Consider the following 10,916-nt stretch of genomic DNA (forward strand, 5'->3'; position numbering starts at 1 on the left):
GCCGCGACGGCGGCCGGACCGGGTCTCGCGCTCTCGTTCGTAATGGCGGGCCTCGCCTGCCTCTTCGCCGCCCTCTGTTACGCGGAGTTCGCTTCGGTGGTGCCCGCGGCGGGAAGCGCCTACTCCTATGCTTCCTTGAGCATGGGCGAGTTTGCGGGGTGGCTCACGGGTTGGAACTTGATTCTCGCCTACCTTTTGACCGGTGGGGTGGTGGCGATCGGATGGTCGGGATATTTCCAGGAGCTTTTGGCGGGGATAGGATTCGCTCTGCCTCCGGCATTCAGCAAGGCGCCTCACGAAGGGGGGTGGCTCAACCTGCCCGCGGCGTTGATCGCTCTCGGGCTGAGCGGGGTTTTGGCTCTCGGAGCGCGGGAGAGCGCTCGGTTCAACCATTGGATCGTCGGCGTGAAGCTTCTGGTAATCGGACTCTTCCTGTTGGTCGCCGTCCGCCATCTCAATCCGCAAAACTGGCATCCGCTCCTTCCCTTTGGATGGAAAGGGGTGATGACAGGTGCCGCGCTCATCTTTTTCGCCTATGTCGGATTCGACGCCGTGTCCACGGCTGCGGAGGAAGCGAAGAATCCGAAGCGCGACCTGCCGCTGGGCATCCTCGGATCGCTCGTCATATGCACCGTGGTCTATATTCTGGTGGGCGTCGTCTTGACCGGAATCGTTCCCTATCGGCTTTTGAACGTAAAGGATCCGGTGGCCTTTGCCCTCGTCCAGGTCGGAGAGCGGATGGCCGCCAACTTCGTGGCGGTTGGGGCGATTGCGGGGATCACCTCGGCTTTGCTGGTGAACATGTATGGACAATCCCGTGTCTTTTTCGCCATGTGCCGGGACGGATTGCTCCCCTCTTTCCTCGGAAAGATCCATCCCGTCTCCCGGACGCCGGCGCGCATGATCCTCCTCATTGGGCTGGTGATCGCGGGAATCGCCGGCTTCTTGCCGATCGAGGCGGTTGCCGAGCTCACCAACATGGGGGCTCTGACCGCGTTCATCGTCGTCGCGCTGGGAGTATTGGCGTTCCGGAAGAAGAGACCGGGGCTGAAGCGGCCCTTCCAGGTCCCGGCCATGCCATGGAGCGCCCTGGCGGCGATCGTCTTTTGCGGCTACTTGATGACCAACTTGAGCCGCAGGACCTTGATGACCTTTATGCTCTGGATGGTCGTCGGCGCCCTCGTCTATCTGCTTTTTCTCTGGGGGCGACCGGGGCGGCCGGCCCATGCGGCCTTGACGCGGGGGGATACCGACTTCGAAAGGACGGTTCCCCGTCCCGAGGGGATCTGGTTCGCCACGGGGGTGCGTGGGCTCGAATCAGGGGAGGGCCGAGGCTTTTCGAAGGGCTAGCGCGCGGAGGACCTCGGAGAGGACCTCTTCCGGCCCCCTATCGGAGCGGATCGCTACCAGCTCTTTGTCGGAAAGCTCCGCCGGCGGCTCGTATCGATCGTCGAGGAGTGCGAAGTTCTCCAATCGGGCGTCCGACACCGTTCCCGGTTCCTTTTCCCGGGCGGAGAGCCGGGTCTTCCGGACCGAATCGTCGGCTTGCGCTTCCAAAAACAGAAGGCTTGCTCCCGTTTGCGAGCAGATCTCCTGGAGTTTGCTCCGCTCCTCCCGGGAGGAGAACGTAGCGTCGAGGACGCAGGATGCGCTCGTCCGGAGGGAATCGAGCGTGCGCCGGAGCAGCTCGCCGTAGGTTTTCTTGGAAAACTCGGGCGAATAGAGCCAGGAGCGGACTTCTTCTCCAGGTCTCTCGCCGGCCGGCAGGCCGGCAAGCTCCTTGCGCAGCCGATCCGATGAGAGATGGTTCCAGCTGAACGCTCGGGCCAGGCCCGTCGCCAATGTCGTCTTGCCGGCTCCGACTCGCCCCATGATCGCGAGAATGGCCGGACGGGAGCCGACGGTGGCATACCGGAGGCCGAGCGCGAAGTAGCGGCGGGCGCGCCGCCGGCATTCCTCCTGCGCTGGTTGCGGAACCAGAGGATCCCGTGCGGTCATCGACTCGACCTTCCCCCGCACATAGGCCCGTTGGCAGCAGTAGAAGTCGGTGAGCTCGAGCATCTCCGGATCGTTGAGCCTCCGCGCCATCCGATCGAGGAAGTAGCGACCCAAGTCGAGACGGCCTTGGAAAGCGAGATCCATGGCGAGAAATGCCGCGTCGCTCGCGACGTCCACATAGCGGAAACGGTCGTTGAACTCGATCCGGTCATAGATGCAGAGCCCCTGCGGCGAAATGTGGATATGCTCGAGGTGAAGATCTCCGTGTCCGTCCTTGATCCAGCCGTTGCGCACCCGCCTTTCAAAGAGCGGGGCGCGCTGTCGATAAAACTCCTCTGTAAAAAATCGGAGCGTTTCCCAGGTTGTCCGATCGATGGTCTTGCCGATATCTCCCTCCGTCTGGGCGAAGTTCTCGTCGGAGGTGATCCGCAGCTTGTCGATCCTCCCCCACTCGAGGATGGATTCGTTCGGCCGCTGGCCTTCGTAGAAGGCGGCCAGCCGCTCGGCGACCCGTTCGAGCTCCGGCTCTCCAAACCGCCCCTCGGAAAGGAGACGCTTTGCGAAAAACTCGTCGGGGAGCTCGACCATGCGGACGGCATATTCGAGCGGGCGCCCCTCCCGCGCGAAGCGCCACGAGCCGTTTTCCCGAACAATGCCGATCACGTCGAGATAGGCCTCGGCGCAGAGCTCCCGATTCAAAGCGACCTCCCGTTCGCAGAAATATTTCCGCTTTTCGAGGGTCGAGTAGTCGAGAAAGCCGAAGTTCACCGGCTTCTTGACCTTGTAGACGTAGGGAGGGACGAGGAAGACGTAAGAGGCATGGGTCTGGAGAAAGTCGACCCGCTCGGGATGGTGGGGATAGGAGCGCGGGTCTCGCAAAAAACGGAGGAGTTCTTCGGGGCTTACGCGTTCGTCGAGACGGGCTTCCTGGCTAGGCATGGGTCGGGGCTTCCTGTAATGTTCGTCCGGAACTTCTACCGGAAGATCGAGCGAATGGCAAAACCAAGAGTGGCCGAGGGCGCAAGCTCCGCCTCCTGCGACGGACCCGAAAGACTCGCTACGAGATCCCGTGCGGAGTTGATCTCCGTTCCGGCTGGCGAGGAGAGTGGCCCACCGCTTCGGATCGGCGTGGATACCGGCGGCACCTTCACCGACTTCGTCGCCGTCCGGGAGGGGCGCCTCTTTTGTCTCAAGCTTCCTTCGACCCCGCACGCACCCGAGGAGGCTCTTTTGGAAGGAGTTCGCCTTCTCCTCCAGGGTTGCACCTGCGGCCGAATCGAGGTGGTTCACGGGACCACCGTTGGAACCAATGTGATCCTGGAGCGGAAGGGGGCGCGCACCGCTCTGCTGACCACGGAAGGTTTTGAAGATCTAATCGAGATCGGCCGACAGAATCGTCCCAAGCTTTACGAACTGGGGCCGTCGAAGCCCGCTCCGCTGGTACCGCCGGAATGGCGCTTCGGCGTGCCCGAGCGGGTGGGCGTCCGTGGAGAGATCTTGCGGCCGCTGGATGCCACGACGGTTTTGGCGATCAAGAAGCGCCTTCGAGAGGAAGGGGTGGAAAGCGTCGCGGTCGTCTATCTCTTCTCGTTTGCCAATCCCCGGCACGAGGAGGAAACGGGGGCGCTTCTGGAGGATCTCGCATCGCCAGTTTCCCTTTCCTGTCGGATTCTTCCCGAATATCGCGAGTACGAGAGGACGTCGACGACCGTCCTCAACGCGTACATCGCTCCCATCGTTCGGAGGTATCTCGCCCGAGCCGCGGAGAGGTTGAAGGAGCTGGCGGAGCTGGCCCGGTCGAAGAAGCCGCAAGAGGTTTCTCTCTGGATCATGCGATCGAATGGAGGTGCGCTTTCGGCGAAGCAGGCGGCGGAGCAGCCGATTCAAACGGCCCTCTCGGGGCCGGCCGGGGGGGTTGTCGCGGCCGCTGCGTGGGGGCGTCTTTTGGGTTTCCCGCAACTTCTAGCCTTGGATATGGGCGGCACATCGACGGATGTGAGTCTCGTGGGGGAAGCCGAACTCCCAAGCCGCGGCGGTCGGATCGGAGGTTTTCCGATCGGAATCCCGATTCTTCCCATTCAGACGGTCGCAGCGGGAGGAGGCTCGATTGCTCGGGTCGACGCGGGTGGCGCTTTGCGGGTCGGGCCCGAGAGCGCAGGCGCCGATCCCGGACCCGTCTGCTATGGCAGAGGGGAGGAGATCACCGTCACCGATGCGCATCTGCTCCTCGGGCGATTCGGACCGGGCGGCCTGCTGGGCGGGCGGATGCGTTTGGACGGGGCGCGGGCTCGGGAGTTTTTCTCGAGGTTTGTCGATCGGCATCTTGCTCCTCTCCGTGCCTTCGAAACGGAAGAGGAGGGCCCGGTCGAGCGGTTGGCGCAAGGGATCTTGGATGTGATCAACGTCCGAATGGCTCGGGCCATCCAGCTGGTTTCTGCAGAGAGCGGAAAGGATCCCCGAGATTTCCCGCTTCTGGCTTACGGGGGAGCTGGTGGTCTCCATGCTTGCGATCTCGCCGATGCCCTGGAGATCCCCCGGGCGGTCGTTCCAAGGGACCCCGGCCTTTTTTCCGCGCTCGGCGATCTTTTCTCGGACTTCGTGCGAGACTACGTCGAAACCTTGCTCCTGCCCGAGGAGCAGACGGAAGAGCAGGAGCTGCAGCGGATCTTCGGCCGGCTCGCCGCTCAGGCGGAGGACGAACTGGCGGCCGAAGGCTTTGCCAAGGACGAACGAGCCTTCTCGTTGTTGCTCGATATGCGGTATGTGGGCCAGGGATTCGAATTGACGGTTCCCTATGGCGAAGGGCATGTCGAGCAGTTCCACCGGTTGCATGAGCTCAAGTATGGTTATGCCGACTGGGGAAAAAAGACGGAGATCGTCTCGCTCCGGGTCGAGGCACGCGGCATTCTGCGGAAGCCCTTGCTCCTCCCGGAGGAGGAGGCGGGTCCCGATCCCGCAGCCGCAAGTCTGCTTTTCGAGAGGGAGGTCTGGTTCTCCGGCGAGCGTCGTTCGGCCCGCTTCTACCAAAGAGAAAGCCTCCAACCGGGGAATCGGATCGAAGGACCCGCCGTGATCCTGGAATACAGCGGCACGACGGTCGTACCACCCTCTTGGAGGGCGAGAGTCGACCGATACCGGAGCCTGCTTCTTACGCGCCGCGAGAAGTAAGGACTCTCCTGTAGGACGGCTTCGATCGGCAAGCTGCCCGTCGAGACCGTCGATGGTTCGAGCGGCACGCGGCCCTTGCTACGAAAGGTCGCCTCGATCCGATGGAGCGGCCTACAGCGCGATCCGAAGAGCCAAGTAGAGACCGAGCAGGATGCCGGCGCCCGCAAGGCAACCTCCCAGAATCGTGTCGAGCAGAACGAAGTTGGTCCTTTCCAATTCCGAGCTATCGATCTGCCGGGCGTAGAGTCGATAGCGGAGGGCAGCCATGCCGATCATGATGGCGCCGAGGGTCAGGAAGGCGAGGCCGATGAGCCTCGTCGCCGGCTCCTCCGTTGCTGGAGGTTGGTTGAGCGCGAGCCGGAGATAATCGAGAAAGAGCGTAAACTTCTCCAGCAGGAACCCGAACGCCATCAGCCCGATGCTGGTCCGAATCCAAGCGAGAAAGGTTCGTTCATTGGCCGAATGGTCCCCGAAGTTCCTTCTCATCGGAAAGGCTTGCTCGGGCCCTCCGTTATCCCGCCCGCGGCCCGAGTCGGTTACGCCCAGAGCCCCTTCTTTCGGGTCGGCCGGAGAAGCGGCATGCGGGGCGAACTCTTCGAGCCGGCCTCGAAGCCAGGCGTGCGGACGGAGAGGGAGGATGTTCCATGGAGCCTAGAGTCGCTTCAGAAAGCCGGCCAAGCGCTCGACACCTCTCTGCAGACTGTCCATGTCGGTCGCGTAGGAGAGTCGCACCGTCCGATCGTCGCCGAAGGCGACTCCGGGGATCACCATCACCTTCTCTTCTTCCAAGAGTCGCTCGGCGAACTGGGTAGAGGAGAGCTTCGTATCGCCGATCTCGAGTAAGAGATAAAAGGTCCCTTGGGGCCGGATAAAGTTCACCTTCGGCAGAGAGCCGATCTGTGCCACCAGGTAGTCCCGCCGGCGCTGGTACTCTTGGGTCATGGCCTCCACGCAATCTTGGGGACCTCGGTAGGCGGCCAAGGCGCCTTTTTGCGCAAAGGAAGTCACATTGGAAGTCGAGTGGCTCTGAATCGCTTCGACCGCAGCGGCGGCCCATGGAGGGGAAGCCACATAGCCGAGCCGCCATCCGGTCATCGCGTATGCTTTGCTAAAGCCGTTGACTGTGAAGGTGAGCGGATAGAAGGAAGCGTCGAGAGAAGCAACACTCCAATGCTTCTCTCCGTCGAAGAGGATCTTCTCATAGATTTCGTCGGAAAGGATCAGAATATCCTCCTCCGCGGCGACTCGGGCCAATGCCTCCATCTCTTCGCGCGTATAGACCGAACCGGTGGGGTTTCCGGGACTATTGAGAATGATCATCCGAGTCTTCGGCGTCATCGCCTCCGCAAATTCCTCCGGAGTGATCTTATAGCCGTTTTCGAGGCGCGTGGGGACGATGACGGGCTCGCCGTCGGCGATCTTGACCATTTCCGGATAGCTCAGCCAGTAGGGTGCGGGGATGATGACCTCGTCTCCGGTTTCGAGCGTCGCCAGCAACACATTGAGGCAGGCATGCTTCGCTCCGCAGCTGACCGTGATCTGCGATGGATCGTAAGAGAGACCATTGTCCGCCTCGAGCTTGTCGGCGATGGCTTCCCGCAATTCGGGGATACCGGAAGATGGGGTATACTTCGTGAATCCCGCATCGAGAGAGCCCATGGCGGCCGCCTTGATGAACTCCGGGGTGTCGAAGTCCGGCTCGCCCGAGCCGAGATTCACGATATCTACTCCTTTTGCCCGCAGGGACTTGGCTTTGCTCCCCAAGGAAAGAGTGAGGGAAGGCGTGATGCGCTTGGCGCGAGAAGATGGTTCCATATGGCCCTTTCGGTTGATTGACGGATGCGGAGGCGCGCGCGGCTATGAGCCGTAGAATTCCGAGACGAGGGAGGAGAAGTTGCTCTCCCCCGGCCGGAGGATATCCATTTCGCGCTGTGCGCTTTCGACTGAGTCGGAGGCATGAGCGGCATTGACCATGATGTTTTGGCCAAACTCGCGCCGGATCGATCCCGGTGGTGCCTTGGCAGGGTCGGTGGGCCCGAGAACCTGACGGATTCGCTGCACCGCATCGATCCCCTCGTAGACCAGGATGAGACACTTTTCTTTCCCGGGAAGCCGTCTCTCCGCCTCCGAACAATCCTTGGGAGCGTAACCGGTCATAAACTGGACGATCAGATCGAACTGGTGGTCGGCCGACTTCGGCCCGAGAAGGCGCCCGAGCTGCTCCTTAAGCTCTGGATCGACGGTGATGCCCAGCGCGGATTCCAGGAGCTCCTTGACCTTGTCGCCTGTGCTGCCGACGAGCTTCTCCCGCAGGACAGCCCGGACCGGGCCATAAAATTCCTCGGCTTCGGCGACGCTCATCCGGTGAACCTTGATGGCGGTGATCGCCAATCCCGTTTTGGAAAATAGATCGATGACGTTGCCCGGTCTTCCGCCCGGAAACCGGATCGTGTCCGGCTTCAGGATCACGAGGGTCCGCTGGTGACGGGGATCCTCCAATGTAGGAAGGGCGGAGGAGACGAGTCCCGCATCGGTCGCCGCATAGCGGCTCCAAAGTTGGAGCTTGGCTTTGGCCTCTTCTACGGTGGGAGCGGCCAAGACGGCCGGCTCGAAGTAGCGGACCGATCCGTCCCGAGCAAAGACCAGATCGGCAAAGGTGTCCCGAACCGTCTCACCGCCACTGCTCATCCGGCTGATATTCCCAACCGCTTCCCGTGTTCGGGCGACGGCATCGCTCCCGGCAAAGAGCAGGACCATGACACGCCGTCGCAGCTTCGTGACCGGATCGGGGGTATAGTTTTCCAGAATGTATTCTCGAATGAGCTGCTGAATCTGACGGTCCTGCGGATCGTTTTCGGTGACGATCATCTTGGCGTACTCGTGCACCAGCTCATAGCTGGGAGCGAACATGGAGGCTCCCACCAGCTCCAAGCTCGTTCGAGTCAGCAGTCGAGAGAGGATCGCCCCTGTTCGCGATTTGCTCAACGAGTAGGGGTTGATAATGACATAACTCAGTTCACGTGCCATAAAAGAGGAAAAAACAAGCGGTTACCGCCTTTGGTCGGCAAGACACCCTATGCCGTTCTCGCAGGAGGCGTCAATGGGAATTTCATATCGCCAAGGGGAGTCCCGGATCGATGTCCTCCCGGAGGGAGGCGGGAAGTCCCGCCGCGCTCTTCAACGCAGCCGCGGAGGCGATCATGACGGCGTTATCTGTGCAGAGCGCAGGCGGTGCGATGCGAAGGAGAAGGCCGAGCTCACGGCATCCCGCTTCCAAGGCCTCTCGCAGCCGCCGGTTCGCCAGGACGCCTCCCGAAGCCGCGAGGATGCGGAATCCTCCCGATGCGGCCGCCCAGAGGGTCTTTTCGCAGAGAGTGCGCACCACCGACTCCTGCAGCGAGGCGGCCACGTCGGCGAGGAAGGCGGGATCGCGGCACTCGTCCGCGTGCCTTGCGAGAAAGTAGCGAACGGCGGTCTTGAGTCCGCTGAAACTCAATCGGAGGTCGCCCTTTTCGGGGAAGCCGCGCGGAAAAGGAAATGCCTTGGGGTTGCCCCGGGAGGCCAATTTCTCGATCTCCGGTCCTCCGGGATAGGGTAGGCCCAGGAGACGGGCGATCTTATCGAGGGCTTCTCCGGCCGCATCGTCGGAGGTCGAGGACAAGATGCGATATCGGTTCCAGCCTTCGACGGAGGCCAGAAGCGAATGTCCCCCGCTGACGACGAGGCCGAGAAACGGGAAGGAGATCGGCTCCTCTCCCTCGAGGAAGGGAGAAAAGAGATGTCCCTCCAGGTGGTTGATTCCGAAGACGGGAAGATCGATGGCCGCTCCCATCGCTCGGGCGTAGGCGTTGCCGATCAGAAGGGAGGAAGCAAGACCCGGACCTTCCGTGACGGCGATCCCCCCGAGCTCCCGCGGAGCGAAGCGGGTCTCTTCGAAAAGCCGAGCCGTCAGCACCGGAAGGTTGCGGGCATGCTCCCGAACGGCGAGCTCCGGCACGATGCCCCCGAAAGGGCGATGCCGGCTGATTTGGCTGGCCAGCAGGGCGCCGATGACGCGCGTCCTCCCCTCCTCTTCCTCCACGAGGGCCACCCCCGTTTCGTCACAGGAGGTTTCGACGCCGAGCCAGAGCATCTTCTTCCGGTTCTCTTTTGAAAGGGAGGGGTTCACGAATCGTAAGCGAGCTCGGGCGCCCGGAGCGGGCTCGGGAATCAATGCGATCGGCTGGGGGTTACGGATCGATCCGGCCTTTCGGCTCCCCCTCTCCTCGCTTCCGGCCGGTGGGCCCGGAACCAGTCGATCGTTTCCCTCAATCCCGTTTCCAGATCGATCTTCGGAGTCCAGCCGAGTGTCTTGTCGGCGCGGGTGATGTCCGGACGCCGCTGTTTCGGGTCGTCGACGGGGAGGGGCTTGTATTCGAGGCGTTCGGGAAGTCCCGCCAACCGACAAATGAGCCGGGCGAACTCGAGGATGGAGAGCTCGGTCGGGTTGCCGATGTTTACGGGATCGGCGAGAGCGGATTGCGAGAGGAGGAAGATCCCCTCGATGAGATCGGAGCAGTAACAGAAGCTCCGGGTCTGCGAGCCGTCGCCGAAAATCGTCAACGGCTTTCCTTCCAGAGCCTGGCCGATGAAAGCCGGAACCACGCGGCCATCGTGGAGGCGCATTCGGGGCCCATAGGTGTTGAAGATGCGGACGATGTGGGTCTTCACCCCGTGGCTCCGGTGATAGGCCATCGTCAGCGCCTCCGCAAAGCGCTTCGCTTCGTCGTAAACTCCCCGAGGACCGATCGGGTTGACATTGCCCCAATACTCCTCGTTTTGCGGATGAACCAAGGGGTCACCATAAATTTCGGAGGTCGAGGCGAGGAGGAATCCGGCTCCCTTGGCCTTGGCGAGTCCAAGGGCTCGATAGGTTCCGAGGGCCCCGGCCTTCAGGGTTTGAATGGGAAGATTCAGATAGTCGATCGGGCTGGCCGGTGAGGCGAGGTGGAAGATCTGATCGACTTTTCCGGGTACGGAGAGGAATTCCGATACGTCCTGGACGAGGAGGTCGAAGCGGGGCTCGTGCTCGAGATGCGCCAGATTGGCGGGATTTCCCGTAACGAAATTGTCGATGCCGAGAACCTGGTAGCCCGCGCCCAGCAGCCAATCGACGAGGTGGCTGCCTAAGAAGCCCGCGGCTCCGGTGACGACGGCAAAGGGCATGAAAAGAAACTCTAATGATCCACCGGAGAAAGTGCAAATCCGCGTCGTCGGCCGTCGGATCTTTCTTCGGACGCGCTCTTGTTTCTGGGAGACGGAGGAGGGTGGCGCTCGGAATCAAGAGGCTGCCGCCTGCGAAGCGCCCGGATCCTCTCCCGACGCGAGTCGAGCAAATGCCTGCAATTCCCCATGCGTGCCGAGCGCGATGAGTTCTATGCCGGCTTCCAAGACGGTGTCCGCGGTGGGCCGGACGGAGAGCGTCCCGTCCGGTAAGCGGCAGCCGACGATCGTGACGTTGAAGCGATTGCGCAACTGAGCTTGCGCCAGCGTTTGGCCTATCAGGCAGGAGCCTTCCCGCAGCGGAATCTGTTCGAGAAAGAGCTCGAGTCCGCCCACATGCGCGACCTCCCAAAGAAAATCGGCCACCGCGGGACGGAGAAGGGTCGTGATCATGCGAAACGCAGCGATCTGGTAGGGGAGAATCACGCGATCGGCCCCCGCTTTTTGGAGCTTCGCTTCGGATGCCTCGTCGACCGCCCGGGCGACGA

9 protein-coding genes are annotated in these 10,916 nt (G+C 62.1%); 2 read left to right on the plus strand and 7 right to left on the minus strand.

What is annotated here, in order from left to right; genetic code table 11:
- Positions 1-1,350 (plus strand): amino acid permease (locus FN369_RS09070; RefSeq protein WP_142525835.1); only part of this gene is annotated, 1,350 nt, incomplete at its 5' end.
- Here FN369_RS09070 and FN369_RS09075 read toward each other — a convergent pair.
- Positions 1,318-2,937, minus strand: a complete 1,620-nt coding sequence (locus FN369_RS09075; protein ID WP_142525836.1) for a bifunctional aminoglycoside phosphotransferase/ATP-binding protein — start codon at positions 2,935-2,937, stop codon at positions 1,318-1,320. The two genes, FN369_RS09070 and FN369_RS09075, sit on opposite strands and share 33 nt — an antisense overlap.
- A 54-nt stretch (positions 2,938-2,991) precedes the next feature.
- On the opposite strand from FN369_RS09075, the gene FN369_RS09080 reads away from it, so the two are divergent.
- Positions 2,992-5,166, plus strand: a complete 2,175-nt coding sequence (locus tag FN369_RS09080) for a hydantoinase/oxoprolinase family protein (RefSeq protein WP_142525837.1) — start codon at positions 2,992-2,994, stop codon at positions 5,164-5,166.
- A gap of 111 nt (positions 5,167-5,277) precedes the next feature.
- Here FN369_RS09080 and FN369_RS09085 read toward each other — a convergent pair whose 3' ends face one another.
- The 6 genes from FN369_RS09085 to FN369_RS09110 form a co-directional block, all read right to left on the minus strand.
- Positions 5,278-5,652: a YidH family protein gene (locus tag FN369_RS09085; RefSeq protein WP_142525838.1), complete on the minus strand. Its 375-nt coding sequence runs from the start codon at positions 5,650-5,652 to the stop codon at positions 5,278-5,280.
- A gap of 165 nt (positions 5,653-5,817) precedes the next feature.
- Positions 5,818-6,981: a pyridoxal phosphate-dependent aminotransferase gene (locus tag FN369_RS09090; protein ID WP_142525839.1), complete on the minus strand. Its 1,164-nt coding sequence runs from the start codon at positions 6,979-6,981 to the stop codon at positions 5,818-5,820.
- 42 nt (positions 6,982-7,023) lie between these two features.
- Positions 7,024-8,193, minus strand: coding sequence for a nucleoside-diphosphate kinase (locus tag FN369_RS09095; protein ID WP_142525840.1), 1,170 nt, complete (start codon positions 8,191-8,193; stop codon positions 7,024-7,026).
- 82 nt (positions 8,194-8,275) lie between these two features.
- A complete protein-coding gene (gene tsaD / locus FN369_RS09100; protein ID WP_142525841.1) occupies positions 8,276-9,298 on the minus strand; it encodes a tRNA (adenosine(37)-N6)-threonylcarbamoyltransferase complex transferase subunit TsaD in 1,023 nt (340 codons plus the stop codon).
- A 77-nt stretch (positions 9,299-9,375) separates the two neighbouring features.
- Complete coding sequence (locus tag FN369_RS09105) at positions 9,376-10,371, minus strand: UDP-glucuronic acid decarboxylase family protein (protein ID WP_142525842.1); 996 nt, start codon at positions 10,369-10,371, stop codon at positions 9,376-9,378.
- A gap of 114 nt (positions 10,372-10,485) precedes the next feature.
- Positions 10,486-10,916 (minus strand): TrkA C-terminal domain-containing protein (locus tag FN369_RS09110; RefSeq protein ID WP_142525843.1); only part of this gene is annotated, 431 nt, incomplete at its 5' end.

The sequence above is a fragment of the Methylacidimicrobium cyclopophantes genome, from assembly GCF_902143385.2.
GTDB classification, from domain to species: Bacteria; Verrucomicrobiota; Verrucomicrobiia; order Methylacidiphilales; family Methylacidiphilaceae; genus Methylacidimicrobium; species Methylacidimicrobium cyclopophantes.

Bases quoted from the DNA above. Each gene is read 5' to 3' on its own strand.
- FN369_RS09095 (WP_142525840.1), bottom strand. From the start codon at position 8,193: ATGGCACGTGAACTGAGTTATGTCATTATCAACCCCTACTCGTTGAGC.
- tsaD (WP_142525841.1), bottom strand. From the start codon at position 9,298: ATGCTCTGGCTCGGCGTCGAAACCTCCTGTGACGAAACGGGGGTGGCC.
- FN369_RS09075 (WP_142525836.1), bottom strand. From the start codon at position 2,937: ATGCCTAGCCAGGAAGCCCGTCTCGACGAACGCGTAAGCCCCGAAGAA.
- FN369_RS09090 (WP_142525839.1), bottom strand. From the start codon at position 6,981: ATGGAACCATCTTCTCGCGCCAAGCGCATCACGCCTTCCCTCACTCTT.
- FN369_RS09080 (WP_142525837.1), top strand. From the start codon at position 2,992: ATGGCAAAACCAAGAGTGGCCGAGGGCGCAAGCTCCGCCTCCTGCGAC.
- FN369_RS09105 (WP_142525842.1), bottom strand. From the start codon at position 10,371: ATGCCCTTTGCCGTCGTCACCGGAGCCGCGGGCTTCTTAGGCAGCCAC.
- FN369_RS09085 (WP_142525838.1), bottom strand. From the start codon at position 5,652: ATGAGAAGGAACTTCGGGGACCATTCGGCCAATGAACGAACCTTTCTC.